15 protein-coding genes, 5 tRNA genes, 1 rRNA gene and 1 pseudogene are annotated in these 16,597 nt (G+C 64.7%); 17 read left to right on the top strand and 5 right to left on the bottom strand.

What is annotated here, in order from left to right; genetic code table 11:
* Nucleotides 1-139: 139 nt before the first annotated feature.
* The 3 genes from pstC (at nucleotide 140) to pstB (ending at nucleotide 3,027) form a co-directional block, all read left to right on the top strand.
* Complete coding sequence (gene pstC, locus HF989_RS07580) at nucleotides 140-1,234, top strand: phosphate ABC transporter permease subunit PstC (RefSeq protein ID WP_168685338.1); 1,095 nt, start codon at nucleotides 140-142, stop codon at nucleotides 1,232-1,234.
* A gap of 151 nt (nucleotides 1,235-1,385) precedes the next feature.
* Nucleotides 1,386-2,213 (top strand): phosphate ABC transporter permease PstA, encoded by an 828-nt coding sequence (gene pstA / locus HF989_RS07585; protein ID WP_246233875.1) that lies wholly within the window; start codon nucleotides 1,386-1,388, stop codon nucleotides 2,211-2,213.
* Nucleotides 2,214-2,250: 37 nt separating this feature from the next.
* Nucleotides 2,251-3,027 (top strand): phosphate ABC transporter ATP-binding protein PstB, encoded by a 777-nt coding sequence (pstB, locus tag HF989_RS07590; protein WP_038612925.1) that lies wholly within the window; start codon nucleotides 2,251-2,253, stop codon nucleotides 3,025-3,027.
* Nucleotides 3,028-3,036: 9 nt separating this feature from the next.
* Here the strand turns inward: pstB and HF989_RS07595 are convergent, their stop codons facing one another.
* Both HF989_RS07595 and dusB read right to left on the bottom strand, forming a co-directional pair.
* Nucleotides 3,037-3,768 (bottom strand): phosphate signaling complex PhoU family protein, encoded by a 732-nt coding sequence (locus HF989_RS07595; protein ID WP_343033572.1) that lies wholly within the window; start codon nucleotides 3,766-3,768, stop codon nucleotides 3,037-3,039.
* A 28-nt stretch (nucleotides 3,769-3,796) separates the two neighbouring features.
* On the bottom strand, nucleotides 3,797-4,957 hold the full coding sequence (gene dusB / locus HF989_RS07600) for a tRNA dihydrouridine synthase DusB (RefSeq protein WP_246233857.1): 1,161 nt from the start codon (nucleotides 4,955-4,957) through the stop codon (nucleotides 3,797-3,799).
* 188 nt (nucleotides 4,958-5,145) lie between these two features.
* Here dusB and scpC point away from each other — a divergent pair, with 188 nt between their 5' ends.
* The 3 genes from scpC to HF989_RS07615 all read left to right on the top strand — a co-directional run bounded on the left by scpC (nucleotide 5,146) and on the right by HF989_RS07615 (nucleotide 8,625).
* A complete protein-coding gene (scpC, locus tag HF989_RS07605; protein ID WP_168685344.1) occupies nucleotides 5,146-6,654 on the top strand; it encodes a succinyl-CoA:acetate CoA-transferase ScpC in 1,509 nt (502 codons plus the stop codon).
* A 53-nt stretch (nucleotides 6,655-6,707) separates the two neighbouring features.
* A tRNA-Lys gene (locus HF989_RS07610) sits at nucleotides 6,708-6,780 on the top strand.
* 141 nt (nucleotides 6,781-6,921) lie between these two features.
* A complete protein-coding gene (locus HF989_RS07615) occupies nucleotides 6,922-8,625 on the top strand; it encodes an alpha-keto acid decarboxylase family protein (RefSeq protein WP_168685346.1) in 1,704 nt (567 codons plus the stop codon).
* Nucleotides 8,626-8,637: 12 nt separating this feature from the next.
* On the opposite strand, the gene HF989_RS07620 is transcribed toward HF989_RS07615, so the two are convergent.
* Nucleotides 8,638-9,438, bottom strand: coding sequence for an urea transporter (locus HF989_RS07620; protein WP_168685348.1), 801 nt, complete (start codon nucleotides 9,436-9,438; stop codon nucleotides 8,638-8,640).
* Between the two features lie 90 nt (nucleotides 9,439-9,528).
* On the opposite strand from HF989_RS07620, the gene zupT reads away from it, so the two are divergent.
* From zupT to HF989_RS07660, 8 genes and pseudogenes are all read left to right on the top strand, one after another.
* Nucleotides 9,529-10,314 carry a zinc transporter ZupT gene (gene zupT / locus HF989_RS07625; RefSeq protein ID WP_168685364.1) on the top strand — a complete coding sequence of 262 codons (786 nt, stop codon included), beginning with the start codon at nucleotides 9,529-9,531 and terminating at the stop codon, nucleotides 10,312-10,314.
* An 89-nt stretch (nucleotides 10,315-10,403) separates the two neighbouring features.
* Nucleotides 10,404-10,476 (top strand) — tRNA-Glu (locus HF989_RS07630).
* A 1-nt stretch (nucleotide 10,477) separates the two neighbouring features.
* Nucleotides 10,478-10,551: transfer RNA gene (locus HF989_RS07635), tRNA-Asp, on the top strand.
* A 186-nt stretch (nucleotides 10,552-10,737) separates the two neighbouring features.
* Nucleotides 10,738-10,962, top strand: a pseudogene (locus HF989_RS10935) (hypothetical protein); the annotation flags it as partial.
* 91 nt (nucleotides 10,963-11,053) lie between these two features.
* Nucleotides 11,054-11,278 (top strand): hypothetical protein, encoded by a 225-nt coding sequence (locus HF989_RS07645; protein WP_168685350.1) that lies wholly within the window; start codon nucleotides 11,054-11,056, stop codon nucleotides 11,276-11,278.
* An 84-nt stretch (nucleotides 11,279-11,362) separates the two neighbouring features.
* A tRNA-Asp gene (locus HF989_RS07650) sits at nucleotides 11,363-11,436 on the top strand.
* Between the two features lie 28 nt (nucleotides 11,437-11,464).
* Nucleotides 11,465-11,537: transfer RNA gene (locus HF989_RS07655), tRNA-Phe, on the top strand.
* A gap of 59 nt (nucleotides 11,538-11,596) precedes the next feature.
* On the top strand, nucleotides 11,597-11,887 hold the full coding sequence (locus HF989_RS07660) for a GNAT family N-acetyltransferase (RefSeq protein WP_168685351.1): 291 nt from the start codon (nucleotides 11,597-11,599) through the stop codon (nucleotides 11,885-11,887).
* Here the strand turns inward: HF989_RS07660 and epsC are convergent.
* Complete coding sequence (gene epsC, locus HF989_RS07665) at nucleotides 11,884-12,483, bottom strand: serine O-acetyltransferase EpsC (protein WP_168685352.1); 600 nt, start codon at nucleotides 12,481-12,483, stop codon at nucleotides 11,884-11,886. The genes HF989_RS07660 and epsC overlap by 4 nt on opposite strands.
* A gap of 107 nt (nucleotides 12,484-12,590) precedes the next feature.
* Nucleotides 12,591-13,532, bottom strand: coding sequence for a cysteine synthase A (gene cysK, locus HF989_RS07670; RefSeq protein ID WP_168685353.1), 942 nt, complete (start codon nucleotides 13,530-13,532; stop codon nucleotides 12,591-12,593).
* 275 nt (nucleotides 13,533-13,807) lie between these two features.
* Between cysK and ramA the strand changes: the two genes are divergently transcribed.
* The 3 genes from ramA to HF989_RS07685 form a co-directional block, all read left to right on the top strand.
* The gene (gene ramA, locus HF989_RS07675; RefSeq protein WP_168685366.1) at nucleotides 13,808-14,650 is read left to right on the top strand and encodes an acetate metabolism transcriptional regulator RamA; all 843 of its coding nucleotides are present in this window, start codon (nucleotides 13,808-13,810) and stop codon (nucleotides 14,648-14,650) included.
* A 45-nt stretch (nucleotides 14,651-14,695) separates the two neighbouring features.
* Nucleotides 14,696-15,946: a UDP-N-acetylglucosamine 1-carboxyvinyltransferase gene (murA, locus tag HF989_RS07680; RefSeq protein ID WP_168685354.1), complete on the top strand. Its 1,251-nt coding sequence runs from the start codon at nucleotides 14,696-14,698 to the stop codon at nucleotides 15,944-15,946.
* 574 nt (nucleotides 15,947-16,520) lie between these two features.
* Nucleotides 16,521-16,597 (top strand): 16S ribosomal RNA (locus HF989_RS07685); the annotation flags it as partial.

The following is a 16,597-nucleotide window of genomic DNA, read 5'->3' on the forward strand; positions in this document are numbered from 1 at the left end:
GTCTCCGCGGTCTAGGGCCGTCGGAGGCAGATAGACCCCCCACTGATTCCGATCGCGGGGGGTCTCTCTATGCGGAGAAGCGGTGGGAACCCGCTTGCGCCGCCGACCACAACGTTTCATCTTCGAAGGATTCGAGCACATGGCTGACAACGAACTGCCGGCTTCCGAGCACGACGACCGCGGCGCAGGGCCCGCGACCAAGACCGATCCTGTAATTCAAGACTCCACGGGCGCCCCGGTGCGCAAAGGCCAAGATCCCGCGACCGAGAACACGCCGATCGCGGGGGATGCCAGCAACGGCGCTGGCGTGAAGCGCCCGGGCGACCGCGTCTTCGAGTTCCTCTCCACTGCCTCCGCAACCCTGATTACCGTGCTGGTCGCGGCTATCGGCATCTTCCTGCTCATCCAGGCGCTACCGCCCTTGATGCGCAACGACGGTGGCCTGGCGGGCTTCTTCACCTACGGCGGCCAGTGGCAGACGTCCAACCTGGATGCGATGCAGTTCGGTATCCCGAACCTGTTCTTCTCCACGGTGACCATTTCGGTGATCGCGCTCGTCATCGCAATGCCCATCGCGCTCGGTGTGGCGCTGTTCTTGTCCAACTACTGCCCGCCAAACCTGGTGCGTCCGCTCGGCACGCTGGTGGACATGCTGGCCGCCGTGCCGTCCATCGTGTACGGCCTGTGGGGCGCGCAGGTGCTCGGCCCGCTGTTGGGCGACTTTTACAGCTGGGTTAACAGCTGGGGCGGCGACTTCTTCCTGTTCGCCTCCTACCAGAACTCCCCGCCGTTCTCCACGGCCCGCAACATGATGACCGGCGGCATCGTGCTGGCCATCATGATTCTGCCGATCATCGCCGCGACCGCGCGAGAGATCTTCGTGCAGACCCCTCCCGGCCAGATCGAGTCCGCACTCGCCCTGGGCGCGACCCGCTGGGAAGTTATCCGCATGACCGTAATCCCGTTCGGTTTGTCGGGCTTCATCGCGGGCTCCATGCTGGGCCTGGGCCGCGCACTGGGCGAAACCATGGCGCTGTACATGGCCGTCGCACCGGCGAACGAGTTCCGCGGCTCCCTGTTCGACGGCGGCACCACCTTCGCAACCGCGATCGCCAACGCCGCGGCGGAGTTCAACAACCCGGTCTCCGCGGGTGCCTACATCGCCGCCGGCCTGGTGCTGTTCTTGCTCACCTTCATCGTCAACTCGATCGCCCGCGCGATCGTCAACAAGTAAGGAGCGGAAGGTAGAAATGTCTACTGCAGTACCGAACAACGGCTCCTCCCAGGTAGCCACCCAGCAGCCCGCTCCGTCCACCCGCTCCTCGCGCGGCGGCGACAACCCGTTCACGGACATCGCCTCCGGCCGCAAGACCACCAACTCCATCATGGGCGGCCTCATGTGGCTGTGCATGATCATCGCCCTGATTCCGCTTGTGTGGCTGCTGGTCACGGTGGTCTCGCGCGGCATGGGCGCCGTGCTCGACCCGGCCTGGTGGACCGAAGACATGGTTGGCGTGCGCTCCTCCAAGCCGGGCGGCGGCGCACTGCACGCCATTGCCGGCACCATCATGCAGACGCTCATCGCGTCGCTGATCTCCATCCCGATCGGCATCTTCACCGCGATCTACCTGGTGGAGTACTCCAACGGCAACAAGCTGGGCAAGCTGACCACCTTCATGGTGGACATCCTCTCCGGCGTGCCCTCCATCGTCGCGGCGCTGTTCGTCTACGCCCTGTGGATCACCATCCTGGGCCAGCAGCGCTCCGGGTTCGCGGTGTCCCTGTCGCTGATCCTGCTCATGATCCCGGTCGTGGTGCGCAACACCGAGGAGATGCTGCGCGTGGTGCCCATGGACCTGCGCGAGGCGTCCTACGCGCTGGGCGTGCCCAAGTGGAAGACCATCGTGCGCATCGTGCTGCCGACGGCGCTGTCCGGCATCATCACCGGTGTCATGCTCGCCATCGCCCGCGTGATGGGCGAGTCCGCCCCGGTGCTCATCCTCGTCGGCTCCACGCCGACCACTAACTGGTTCAACATGTTTGACAAGCCGCAGTCCTCGCTGCCGCTGTTCATGCTGGATATGTGGAAGTCCGGTGCTACCGGCCCGGCAAACGACCGACTCTGGGGCGCGGCGCTGACGCTCGTGATCCTCGTTGTCACTCTGAACCTGCTCGCACGCTTTGTGGCGAAGCGCTACTCGGTCAAGAAGTAACCCACCCGCGTACCCACCCCACCCAGGAGAATCCCAGATGTCTACCAAGCTCGAACTCAACGACGTCAACATCTACTACGGCGACTTCCACGCCGTGCAGAACGTCAACATGCAGATCCCGGCGAAGTCCGTCACGGCCTTCATCGGCCCGTCGGGCTGCGGCAAGTCCACCGTGCTGCGCACCCTCAACCGCATGCACGAGGTCATCCCGAACGCGTCCGTGAAGGGCGAGATCCTGCTCGACGGCCACGACATTTATGGCAAGGACGTCGACCCGGTTGCCGTGCGCAACACCATCGGCATGGTGTTCCAGAAGGCCAACCCGTTCCCGACCATGTCCATCGAGGACAACGTGGTCGCGGGCCTGCGCCTCTCCGGTGAAAAGGACAAGAAGAAGCTCAAGGAGGTCGCGGAGCAGTCCCTGCGCGGCGCGAACCTGTGGGACGAGGTCAAGGACCGCCTGGACAAGCCGGGCGGCGGCCTCTCCGGCGGTCAGCAGCAGCGCCTGTGCATCGCCCGCGCCATCGCGGTGCGCCCCGAGGTGCTCCTGATGGACGAGCCGTGCTCCGCCCTGGACCCGATCTCCACCCTCGCAGTGGAGGACCTCATCCACGAGCTGAAGAACGACTTCACCATCGTCATCGTGACGCACAACATGCAGCAGGCAGCCCGTGTGTCCGACAAGACCGCGTTCTTCTCCCTCGAGGCCACCGGCAAGCCGGGCCACCTGGTGGAGTTCAACGACACCACCACCATCTTCGAAAACCCGGAGCAGAAAGAGACCGAAGACTACATCTCCGGCCGCTTCGGCTAGAGCATCCCGTCAGCCGCGCGTGCGGAATTTCCGCTCGATGGTGGCGAACTTCTGCTCCGGGTCGTGATCCACCTCGTCGCGCTGGCGGAGGTACGCCTCGGGCTTGAGCCCCGTGATCAGGAAAACCGTGCGGCTGGCAACGCTGACGCAGCGGTCCGCGTAGCGCTCGTAGTAGCGCGCCAGCATGGATAGGTCCACGGCCTCGCGGGTGGAGTACTCCCACTCCCGGTCCGAGACCAGGCTGAACAGGTAAGCCTTCATGTCGTCGACGCCCTCGTCGATGGTGTGCAGTTCCACGGCAACGTCGGCGTCGGGCTCGACGAGGAGCTGGCGGGTCGTCGCACCCATCTCGTAGACGAGGCGGGCAAGTTCCTCGACGTAGCCGTGCAGGGCCTCCGGGTACACGGGGTGGGGGTGGCGCTGCCGGGACAGCAGCGCGATGTTTCGCGCGAGCGACCCCATGCGCTCGAAGCTTTCCACGATGTAGATCGCGGACACGACCTGGCGGAGGTCCGAGGCGACGGGGTTCTGTAGCGCCAACAGACGCATGCTGCGGTCCTCGCAGCGCTCACTGATGTCTTTCAGCGAGTCCGCCTCCGTGAGCGCGGCCTCGGCGTCTTCCAAGGACCGCTCCAGCAGCGCGGCGGTGGCGTGGCCCATGATCTCGCGCACGGTGTCGCACATCTCAAGAACGTCCTGGTTAAACGCCTCGAGGTGCTCCCTGTACTCAGTGCGCAGCATGCGTTTGATGCTCCGCGGGGACCCGGACCTATCCACCGCTATTCTCAATCTCCGCGCCCTCCGGCACGGTGTCGTCTTCCGGGTCCTCCAGCCAGCCCTCGGGCAGTGCGATCTTGCCGGCGGAGCCTTGGCGTCCGCGAGCGTCGTCGGCGTGCTCCGCCATCTCGTTGGAGCCGGCAATCGGGGCTAGGCGCTCGCGCAGTTCGGCCAGACTGGTCACCTGCGCCAGGGACTTGCGGAACTCGCCACCGACCGGGAAGCCGCGCAAGTACCACCCGGTGTGCTTGCGGATGTCGCGGCACGCGTGCTCCTCGCCGTCGTGCTGCGCCAAAAGCTCCGCGTGGCGGTAGATGATTCGTGCGACCTCGCCGAGCGTCGGCTCCGGCGGGATGTCCTCGCCACGCAGCTGAGCGCCCAGCTGGGCGAACAGCCACGGGCGGCCCAGGCACCCGCGCCCCACCTCAACGCCGTGGCAGCCGGTGAGCTCCATCATCTTCGCGGCGTCGTCGGCGGCGAAAATGTCGCCGTTGCCGATGACAGGCACGCCTGTGCCGTCCATGTGCTCAACCAACCGGGCGATTTCATCCCAGTGGGCCTCCCCGGAGTAGCGCTCCGCGCCCGTGCGTGCGTGCAGGGCGACGGCGGCCGCGCCGGATTCGGCGGCGATCCGCCCCGCGTCCAGGTGCGTCTGGTGCTCGTCGTCGATGCCGATGCGGAACTTCACCGTGATCGGGATGCCGGAGCCCTCCGCGGCGCGCACCGCAGCGTCCACGATGTTGCCGTAGAGGCGGCGCTTGTATGGGATGGCGCAGCCGCCGCCCTTACGCGTCACCTTGGGCACCGGGCAGCCGAAGTTCATGTCCACGTGGTCGGCGATGTCTTCCTCCACGATCATGCGCACCGCCTCGTAGGTGAACTTTGGGTCCACGGTGTACAACTGCATCGAGCGCGGCGTCTCCACCTCGGCAAAGCTGGTCATGTGCAGCGTCTTCGGGTTGCGGGCCACCATCGCCCGCGCGGTGATCATCTCGCAGACGTACAGGCCTGAGGAGGTGCCGGTGAGTTCCTCTTCAATCTCCCGGCACAGCACGCGAAACGGCATGTTGGTCACCCCGGCCATCGGTGCGAGGATGACGGGGGAGCTCAGGTCAATGCCGCCGATCGTTAGGGCGGGGGCAACTGCAGTCATAATGACGCCCATTCTTCCCGCGCAGCACGCCTCCCGTCCAATCGGCGGCGCTACGCCCGTTCGGGGGTATGGGGCCGTCGTTAAGCTGTAGCTTTGCGACGAGCTCCGCCCTCCTCGTAGCCATGGGGCGTAGGTCACAATATGGTGGTCGCTGTTATCAGTTCACGCGAACGATTTGAGGGAGCATCATGAGCGATCGCATCGCAAGCGCCAAGCTGCGCGACAAGGTTATGACCGCCGAGGAAGCGGCCCAGTTTGTCAACCACGGCGACAAGGTCGGCACCTCCGGCTTCACTGGCGCCGGCTACCCCAAGGCCATGCCCGCCGCGATTGCGCAGAAGGCGAAGGCCGCACATGAGAAGGGGCAGGATTTCTCCATCGACATGTACACCGGTGCCTCCACCGCGCCGGAGTGCGACGGCGTGCTCGCGGAGGCCAACGCGCTGCGTTACCGCATGCCGTACCAGTCGGACCCGACCATGCGGAACAAGATCAACGCCGGCGAGCTGAAGTTCCAGGACATCCACCTGTCCCACTCCGGCATGATGGTGGAGGAGGGCTTCTTCGGCGAGGTCGACTTGGCCATCGTGGAAGCCGTGCGCATCACCGACGACGGCAACATTGTGCCGTCGTCGTCCGTAGGCAACTCCGTCGAGTTCCTCAACGCGGCCAAGAAGATCATCATTGAGGTGAATTCGTGGCAGTCCGAGGAGCTCGAAGGCATGCACGACATCTGGACCGTGCCGCCGCTGCCGAACCGCGTCCCGATCCCGATCACCAAGTGCGGGGACCGCATCGGCGCCACCTACATCGAGATCGACCCGGATAAGGTCGTCGCCGTCATTGAGACGAATGACCCGGACCGCAACGCCCCGTTCAAGGCGCCGGACGAGGTTTCCGAGCAGATCGCGGGCAACTTTCTCGACTTCCTGGAAAACGAGGTCAAGGCCGGCCGACTTACCTACGACGGCTACGTCATGCAGTCCGGCGTGGGCAACGTGCCCAACGCGGTAATGGCGGGCCTGATGGAGTCCAAGTTTGAAAATATCCAGGCCTACACCGAGGTGATCCAGGATGGCATGGTCGACCTCATCGACGCGGGCAAGATGACCGTCGCCTCCGCCACCTCTTTCTCCCTGTCGCCGGAGTACGCGGAGAAGATGAACCGGGAGGCGTCGCGCTACCGCGAGTCCATCATCCTGCGCCCGCAGTCCATCTCCAACCACCCCGAAGTCATCCGCCGCACCGGCTTGATCGCCTCCAACGGCATGATCGAGGCGGACATTTACGGCAACGCCAACTCCACCCACATCAACGGCTCCCGTTTGATGAACGCCTTGGGCGGCTCCGGCGACTTCACCCGCAACGCCTACATTTCGACGTTCATCTCCCCGTCGGTGGCGAAGGACGGCGCCATCTCTGCCATCGTGCCGTTCGCGTCCCACATCGACCACAACGAGCACGACGCCATGGTCTTCATCACCGAGTACGGCGTGGCGGACCTGCGCGGCCTCGCCCCGCGCGACCGTCCCGCGAAGATGATCTCCATCGCGCACCCGTCTTACCGCCCGCTGCTGGAGGAGTATGTCGAGCTCGCCTCCAAGTGCAAGTACCAGGCAACCCCGCACGACCTGCGCCACGCCTTCGACTTCCACATCCGCATGGAGAAGACCGGCACGATGATGAAGGAGGGCTAAACTCCGACCCGATTACCGGGCTGACGGCCTCGAGGGTTACCATGAAACCCTGCGGGCCTTTAGCTCAGTTGGTAGAGCTACGGACTTTTAATCCGCAGGTCCCGGGTTCGAGCCCCGGAGGGCCCACCGCTAACCCCCGCTGCGCACTGCAGCGGGGGTTTGTTTTGTGCGTCACACCCCGGGCTGGCGGTCGCCGAGATTATGGTGCTATCAAAGTAACTTGCGCCTACCGTTGGTATCCCACCCACCGTTGAGGAAAGGCGAACCATGGCAACTACCGTCGGCCACTACCTGGCAACCCGCTTGGAGCAGATCGGCCTGGAGCACTACTTCCAGGTCCCGGGCGACTACAACCTGCAGCTTTTGGACGAGCTGCTCAAAAACGAGAATCTGCAGATGATGAGCTGCACCAACGAGCTCAACGCCGCCTACGCGGCCGAGGGCTACGCCCGCGCGAACGGCGCATCCGCATGCGTGATCACCTTCAACGTCGGGGCGTTCTCCGCGCTGAACGGTGTCGCCGGCGCCTACGCGGAGCGCCTGCCCATGATCTTCATCTCCGCAGGCTACAACACCAACGACGAGGCCTCGGGGCGTTTCCTGCACCACACCATCGGCACCACGGACTACTCCTACCAAGAGGAAATGTTCCGCCCGGTGACCTGCAAGACGGTGCGCATCCTCACCGCGGAGGAGGCCCCGGCAAAGATCGACGACGCCATCGCCACCGCCCTGCGCGAGTCCAAGCCCTGCTACATCGAAATCGCGTCCAATCTGGCGGACGCCGAATGCCCTGAGCCCCAGCCGGCACGGTTCGAGCGGGCGTGGGAGGTCGGTTACGACCGCGAGGCGGTGGAGAAGGCCGCCACGGAGATTGCGGCCCAGCTCAACGCCGCGGAGAAGCCGCTCCTGCTGGCTGGACCGCATCTGCGTCCGTACGGTGCCGTCGAGGCGTTTCGGCGGGTGGCGGAGGCAATCGGATGCGCCGTGGCTGTGCAGCCGAACGCGAAAAGCTTCTTCCCCGAAGACCACCCGCAGTACATCGGGCACTACTTGGGCACCTCCTCCGCGCCGGGCGTTGAGGCCATGGTGGACCTCGCCGATTGCGTGCTCGCGGCGGGTCCAATGTTCACCGACTATTCCACGGTGGGGTGGACCACCACCGTGCCGTCGGATAGCGGCTATATCGCGATCGCCGAAAACGGCGTGACCACACCCGAGGCCACGTACACCGGCCTGCCCATTGCGGCGGTGCTCGAGGCGCTCGTCGACAAGGTGGAGCGCAACACCGCAACGATCGACCAGTACAACCGCGACGACGTCACCGGGCAGCAGGCCGAATACACCCCTGCTGATGACTCGGCGCAGCTCACCCGTGCTGAGATGGTGCACCAGATCAACGAGTTGATCGACGGCAAGTCCACCCTGTTCGCCGAGACCGGCGACTCCTGGTTCAACGGCCTGCACATGCAGCTGCCCGCCGACGCCGGTTTTGAAATTGAGATGCAGTGGGGTGCCATCGGCTGGTCCGTGCCGTCCTCGCACGGCTACGCAGTGGCCAAGGGCCAGGACCACCACACCATCCTCATGGTCGGCGACGGTTCCTTCCAGCTCACCGCGCAAGAGGTGTGCAACATGATCCGCTACGAGGACAACATCACCGTCATCGTGGTGAACAACACGGGCTACGTCATCGAGTCTGCTCTCCACGAGGGGCCGTACAACTACTACAAGAACTGGGACTACGCGGCCCTGGTCAAGGCGTTCAACGCCGAGGACGGCGAAGGCGTAGGGATCACCGCCACCACCGCGGGCGAGCTTCGCGACGCGCTCCGCGTCGCACGCGCGAACACCCGCCGCCCGGTGCTGATCGAGGCCCAGATCCCCCACGACGACATGACCCAGGATCTGGTGAAGTGGGGCAAGCCGGTCTCCGCCGCAATCGGCCGCCCGCCCGCTAAGCAGCAGTAAGCCGGGTGCGAGCTATCCCCGCTTGGCCTCGGCGGGGGTAGGAAGCAGCGCGAAAATCCACGCGGTGATGACAAACGGCCACGTGTACGTGGGGACGGGCAGACCCGACATCGCCCATTGGATACACAGGGTGAGCACCACGCCCGCTGCAGCACCAGCAAGACGCGCCGCCCAGCTGGCGCGCGGCCAAAGCACCGTCCCCACCGCAATGGCGGCCAAAACCGCCGAGTAATTGAACATGCCGGTGGAGACGGTTTCCACGTCTGCGTGCACCGCCCACGCGAGCGCCAAACCGAGCGCGCTGCCTAATAACGCGAACCCGCCGACCTGCACGGACGCGACGCATAGGGCGGTGAGGATGATCAGCCCGGGCACAATTCCGTCTGCCAGGACCACCTCGGAAAAACCGTCGAAAAGGCCGCTGGTGAGACCGGGACTCAGCTGTGATGATGAGACCGGAGAGGTCGTTTCCCACAGATTTCCCAGCGGGCCGAAAAGGAGCCCCGCAACAATGCAAAAGGGGGCTGTGACGGCGGGAATGCGGGGGACGCGGTCAAAGACTTGCTGCAGAGGAATCACCGCGGCAGCGCCCGCTACGGTGAGGGCGGCCGCAATGTGCAGCGGCGCGCATGAGGCGGCGGCTGCAGCCCCAACGAGGGCGCGGTTGTATCCCATGAGGCCGCGGGAGGTGCCGTCGACATGCAGTGCCGCGGCAAATGCCAGCTGCTCAGCGCCATCGCGCAGACGACCAGCAACCCGCTCGGCGCGTTCTGCGCGAGGAAGATTTAAGAGAACCCGCGGAAGTACGCACACACTGTGGGAAGTATCGGAGCCATGCTGGGGGAATATACGTGCCTCTGGGCGGAGCTCGCGCGGCGGCAGACTAGATTGCCTTTTATGGACATGGAAGCGCTGGGTTTCTCAGCTGTTGCGGTGGCGTTTGGCCTATCGATGTTTGCGGGTTTGGCTACGGGGGTAGGGGGCCTTTTGGTAGCCCTGAAGCGCAATCCCAGTGACAGATTCCTCGCCGCCTCCCTGGGTTTTTCGGCCGGCGTGATGGTGTATATCTCGATGGTGGAGCTCCTGCCGCAGGGCAGCGACACGCTCACCGACGATGGGATGCGCGGCCAGCTGTGGGGGACCGTCGCCTTTTTCGCCGGCATCGCGGTCATCGCCCTGATTGACCGTTTCGTGCCGGAGAACATCAACCCGCACGAGGACCACTCGGGCGCGAATGCCATGGGCAACATCGGTGTGGTCACCGGCCTGGCCATCGCCGTGCACAACTTCCCGGAGGGTTTCGCGTCATTCATCTCGGCACTCGAAGACCCGACACTCGGCCTGCCCATCGCGATCGCCATCGCCATCCACAACATTCCGGAAGGCGTGGCGGTTGCGGTGCCGCTGCGGGAGGCAACCGGTTCCAAGTGGAAGGCGGCCGGCTGGGCAACCCTGTCGGGTCTCGCCGAGCCGCTGGGCGCCCTCATCGGCTTCCTCCTGCTGCGTCCGTTCCTAGGCCCCGCAACGCTCGGCGTCGCCTATGCGGCTATCGCCGGCATCATGGTGTACGTCAGCCTGGACAAGCTGCTGCCTACGGCGATGCAGACCGGCAAGCACCACACCGCCGTGTACGGCCTCATCGCTGGCATGGCCGTCATGGCGGTCAGCCTGCTCATCCTCCCGGGATAATGCCTCGGCGTGCAATGGCAATGGCCCCTGTAGTGCTCATTTGGTCGCTGCAGCAGCCCTGTCGTATGCTGAGCAAGCTGTCATGCAGCGCCCCCATCGTCTAGAGGCCTAGGACTCCGCCCTTTCACGGCGGCAACACGGGTTCGAATCCCGTTGGGGGTACGGCCCTGTGGCGCAGTTGGTTAGCGCGCCGCCCTGTCACGGCGGAGGTCGCGGGTTCAAGTCCCGTCAGGGTCGCTCTTTGCTCGAGGTTCGCCTCGAGCTTTTTGCTTTGCGACGGCGCTACGCCTGCCTCTCGTGAATACTCCTTTGCCTGATGCCCACGATGCCATCGTGGACCGCGCCGTGGCACAGGTGGATTGCCCCGATTACAGCGGCTCCCGGCTGGCGCAGCACGCGTTTGAGTCGAAGATCAACGGCAAGAGCATCGCCGAGCTGCGTGCGATGGAAGCGGCGGATCTCGCGGAGTGGTCTGAGCGCGTGGACGCCCCGCGCGTGGCGTCGCAGGCGGCGTCCGTACGCGCAGCGCGTGAAGATGATCCGCCACTTGGGCTCCGCACTTAGCGGCGCCACCTACGTCTTCGACAAGCCCCCGCGGGCCTGCACGCCGCAGATATTGACCGCCTCAACGGCCTGCTCACCGCGCTTCGGGACATAGGCAAGCCTGAAGAAGCCGGCGCCGGCGTACGCGCTGGACGAGCCCACCAACGGCCTGCACCTCACCGGCACCGCGCGTCTGGTGGACTTGTTCGACAGGCTCGTGGATAACGGAGCGGCCGTCATCGTCGTCGAGCACAACCTCGCGCTGGTTTCGCGCGCCGACTATGTCATCGACCTCGGCCCGGGGGCGGGCTCCGCGGGTGGGCAGGTGGTGGCCACGGGGACGGTGCGCGACATCGTCGCGCGGCACGCGGACACGGGCTCCGAAACGGGGCGTTACCTTTCCTACGCAGGCGATTTGTAGCAGTGTGACGGGTCTGTGTAATGTAACAACTCGTGCAAGCAACAGTGTGAAACGCGCTGGAGCGGACACGAAAAAAGAGAATATGGCCCTGTGGCGCAGTTGGTTAGCGCGCCGCCCTGTCACGGCGGAGGTCGCGGGTTCAAGTCCCGTCAGGGTCGCTGAATTGCTTGGAAAACGAGTAGTTCTGGCCAGATAGCTCAGTCGGTAGAGCACACGCCTGAAAAGTGTGGGGTCGCCAGTTCGATCCTGGCTCTGGCCACACACCTGCGAAACCCCTTCCGCACCAAAGCGGAAGGGGTTTCGCATATAGTCGTCCGCATGTCTGTACAGCCTGAATTTTCCGTGCAAAAGAACGAAGCAGCCGGACAGTACGAAATCCTCGTCGACGACGAGGTTGCCGGCTTCGCCACCTACGCCGACGCGGACGGCGTGCGCGACCTGCCCCACACCGTGGTAGACCCGAAGTTCCGCGGCCAGGGGTTGTCCAAGCCGCTGATCCAGGCGGCGCTCGACGACGCACGCGCGGACGGCCTCAAGGTCACCCCGACGTGCCCCGCGGTGGAGCGCTTCATCGACCAGAACCCGTCCTACCGGGACCTGCTGGCCTAAATGATGTAGCTGCCCGTATCCACGTAGCAGTCCGGGTCCACCAACCGAACGTGCTCGTCCGTCTTGCGGGGGCGGAACTTTGCGGGAATACCAACCGCGATGGAGTTTTCCGGCACGTCCTTGGTCACCACCGCGTTCGCGCCGACGGCGGAGCCGGCACCGATGGTCACTGGCCCTAGCACCTTCGCCCCCGCGCCGATAGTGACGTTGTCCCCGATCGTGGGGTGGCGCTTGGTCTGCGTGAGCACCTGACCGCCAAGGGTGACCCCGTGGTAGAGCATCACGCCGTCGCCGATCTCTGCGGTCTCACCGATGACGATGCCCATGCCGTGGTCGATGAAGAAGCGGCGGCCGATCGTCGCCCCCGGGTGGATTTCAATGCCGGTGAGGAAGCGGTTGAACTGCGCCAGCATGCGCGCGGGTCCCTTAATATCGCGCTCCCACATGGCGTGGCAGATGCGGTGCACCCAGATGGCGTGCAAGCCCGAATACACGATGGCATTCTCTACGTCGCCGCGAGCGGCCGGATCGTGCTCGCGCGCGTTTTCCAGATCCTCGCGCACGGTGGAGATGACCTTTGTAGCCAGGGAAAGCATGGGGCGAAGTGTACCCAGATGCCCATTCTGGGCGGGGATAAACATTCCCCCACGCGTCCGGCGTTTGCCGGGGCGTGGGGGAGCGTCAGCTCGTCGATTAGCAGCCGCTAGTCGCGGATGTCCTCGTAGAGCACGGTGGAGACGTAGCGCTCACCGAAGTCGCACGCGATGGTGACGATGGTCTTGCCCTCGTTCTCGGGACGGGACGCGACCTCCAGGGCCGCCTTGATGTTGGCGCCGGTGGAGATGCCGCCGAGGATCGCGTCCTTGACCGCGAGCTCGCGGGAGGTTGCGACCGCGTCCTCGTTGGTCACGGCGATGATCTCGTCCACGATGTTGCGGTCGAGCGTGCCCGGCACGAAGTTTGCGCCCAGGCCCTGGATCTTGTGCGGGCCAGCCTCGCCCTTGGACAGCAGCGGGGACGCCGCCGGCTCAACGGCGATGGCCTTGAAGTCGGGGTTTTGCTCCTTGAGGTACTTGCCCGCGCCGGAGATGGTGCCACCGGTGCCCACGCCGGCCACCAGGATGTCGACCTGGCCGTCGGTGTCGTTCCAGATCTCCGGGCCGGTGGTGGCGTAGTGGATCTTCGGGTTGGCCTCGTTCTCAAACTGGCGGGCCAGGATCGCGCCCTCGTTCTGCTCAACCAGCTCGTTGGCCTTCTCCACGGCGCCCTTCATGCCGGCCGCACCCGGGGTGAGCACGATTTCTGCACCGTAGGCGCGCAGCAGCACGCGGCGCTCGTTGGACATCGTCTCCGGCATGGTGAGGATGACCTTGTAGCCCTTGGCTGCGCCCGCGAGGGCGAGGGCGATGCCGGTGTTGCCGGAGGTTGCCTCGATGATGGTGCCGCCGGGCTTCAGATCGCCGGAGGCCTCTGCGGCCTCGACGATGGCCTTACCAATGCGGTCCTTCACGGAGTTGGCCGGGTTGTAAAACTCCAGCTTTGCCAGCACGCGGGCCTTCGCGCCGTGTGCCTCGGTGATGTCCGTCAGCTCTACCAGCGGGGTGCCGCCGATGAGATCCAATACGTTGCTTGCAATCTTTGCCATTGTGATCCCCTCCTGGGGTTTCGTGGATTTTGTCGTGTCCGTAGCACAGCTTACACGGCCGACTAGACTGGATGGTTCACTTGTGCCGTACCGGGTAGTTCATGAGGGTGGTGGCGCCGGGACTGCTCATCGTCTCGAGCCGTGTCTGCCCAGCGGGGTTAAGTTTGGCTACCCCCGTTCGCGCGATATGCTTGTACTGTTTCCGAGTCCTGTTCGGCTCCTTGTGTGCCCCCCACGGGTGCACCCGAAAACGGTGGAAGGCGGCACGTATGACGATGGATGCGCAGCGCATCAAGGACGACGATGACGCGATCCGTGCGGCACTGACCGCGTTGAAGACCGCAACCGGGATTCCGGTCGCCATGTACGGCACCCTCTTGGCGGATGACCGGATCCAGATCACGCAGTGGATCGGCCTCCGCACCCCGGCGCTGCAGAACCTGACGATCGCGGAAGGTGCCGGCGTGGGCGGGCGCGTCGTGTCCACGCGCCGGGCGGTGGGCATCGCCGATTACACCCGCGCGTCCGTGATCTCCCACGAGTACGACCAGCAGATCCAAGACGAGGGGTTGCACTCCATCGTCGCCGTTCCGGTGATCGTGCAGCGCGAGATCCGGGGCGTGCTCTACGTGGGCGTGCATTCCCCGGTGCGGCTGGGTGACAAGGTCATCGAAGAGGTGGCCATGACCGCGCGCACCCTCGAGCAGGAGCTTGCGGTCAACGCGGCGTTCCGCTCCTCTGACGGCCCAGAGCGCGCGGGTTCAAAGGCTGGCCGCTCGATGAACGGCGCCGAGTGGGAACAGGTGCGTGCGACGCACTCGAAGCTGCGCATGCTGACCAACCGCGTGGAGGACGAGGCGCTGCGCAAGGAATTGGAGCAGCTGTGCGAGCAGCTGGTGTCCCCGGTCACGGTGAAGCAGACCACCAAGCTCTCTGCACGCGAGCTCGACGTCCTCGCGTGCGTGGCACTCGGCCACACCAACGTCGAGGCCGCCGCCGAGATGGGCATCGGCGCCGAGACCGTCAAGTCCTACCTGCGCAGCGTCATGCGAAAGCTCGGCGCGCACACCCGCTACGAGGCGGTCAACGCGGCCCGCCGCATCGGCGCGCTGCCGTAAGCAGTTGCTTATCGACGTCCCTCACGGTTCTGTACTGTGGCGGACGTGAAAGAACGGTTCTTGGTAACAGGTGGCGCCCGGCTGACGGGTGAAGTTCGAGTCGACGGCGCAAAGAACAGCGTGCTCAAACTCATGGCGGCGTCACTGTTGGCCGAAGGCACCACCACACTGCGCAATTGCCCCCAGATCTTGGATGTTCCCCTCATGCGCGACGTTTTGGTCGGCCTGGGGTGCGAGGTGGAGATCGAGGGCGATGTCGTCCGGATTCACACCCCCGCGGTGGTTTCCCCGCACGCTGACTTTGACGCCGTGCGCCAGTTCCGCGCTTCTGTGGCGGTGCTCGGCCCCTTGGTTGCGCGGTGCACCGAGGCACACGTGGCCCTGCCGGGTGGCGACGCGATCGGGTCACGCCCCCTAGACATGCACCAGTCTGGCCTGGAGAAACTGGGCGCGACCACCCACATCGAGCACGGGGCCGTGGTCGCCCGGGCTGAGAAGCTCACCGGCGCGTCGATCAAACTAGATTTTCCGTCCGTCGGCGCCACGGAAAACATTGTCACCGCGGCGGTCCTCGCCGATGGCCGGACGGTGCTGGATAACGCCGCGCGCGAGCCGGAGGTCGTCGACCTGTGCTCGATGCTCAACGCCATGGGGGCGCGGATCGAGGGCGCGGGTACCTCGCAGATTACGGTCGACGGGGTCGATGCGTTGTCCCCCACGGAGCACACGGTGGTGGGCGACCGCATCGTCGCCGGCACGTGGGCGTACGCGGCGGCCATGACCCAGGGCGATATCACGGTCACCGGCGCGGCCCCCGGCCATCTTCACCTCGCGCTGTCCAAGCTGAAGCTGGCGGGTGCAGACATCGAGACCTACGACAACGGCTTCCGCGTACGCATGAACCAGCGCCCCCGCGCCGTGGACTACCAAACCCTGCCGTACCCCGGATTCCCCACCGACCTGCAGCCGATGGCAATTGCGCTGTCCACCATCGCCGACGGCGTTTCGGTCATTACCGAGAACGTCTTCGAGGCGCGGTTCCGCTTTGTGGACGAGATGCTTCGCCTCGGCGCGGACGCGACGGTCGACGGCCACCACGTGATGCTGCGCGGCGTGGACACGCTTTCTTCCACCGATGTCTGGTCATCCGACATCCGCGCCGGCGCTGGCCTGGTGCTTGCCGGCCTGGTGGCGGAAGGGGAGACCACGGTGCACGGGGTGCACCACATCGACCGCGGCTACCCGGCGTTTGTGGAGCAACTCAACGCGCTTGGGGCGCATGTAGAACGCGTCTAAAACACGTTTCTAGCTGGGGGTTTGTGTTGTTGCTGGGGGGTGTGTAACTTATATCGAGTCAGCGAGACCGACAACGCCCCGCTGGAGAGACCGACAAGGTGCTCCGGTTTGTGTGGCGGGCAGGAAAACAATCGCTGGTGGATTCCTTCAGTCGCTTGGATGCTGGCTCACTGTGTGTGGGTTGGTGTTGGGTGTGCTGGTGTTGTTTGAGAACTCGATAGTGTGCCAATGTACTTTTGTTGCGTGGGTGTGTGTTGCCTGCCCTTGTTTGTGCACTGCGTGGTGGATGCCTGCTGTTGTTGGGTGTGTGCCGGTGGTGGCGTGGTTGAATTCCATTGATGGATCGCGTCATCTGTTTGGTTCAGTGCGCGGGGGTGTGGTTGACATGCTTTTCAACTCGCGTATTTTTTGATCGGCCCTGTTGTGCCCCGTCGGGTTAGGGGTCGGTCGTTGTTGAACCTTGTAATTTTTGGAAATTTTTTGCCAGTTCAGCATCACTGCGTTGTGGTGGTGTTGGGTGGTTGGTTTTTGGTTGGGTTTCGGGCTTTTCACGGCCTTGTTTCTTGCTGAAACTTTTGTGGAGAGTTTGATCCTGGCTCAGGATGAACGCTGGCGGCGTGCTTAACACATGCAAGTCGAACGGAAAGGCCC

It is taken from the genome of Corynebacterium mucifaciens (genome assembly GCF_012396315.1).
GTDB classification, from domain to species: Bacteria; Actinomycetota; Actinomycetes; order Mycobacteriales; family Mycobacteriaceae; genus Corynebacterium; species Corynebacterium mucifaciens.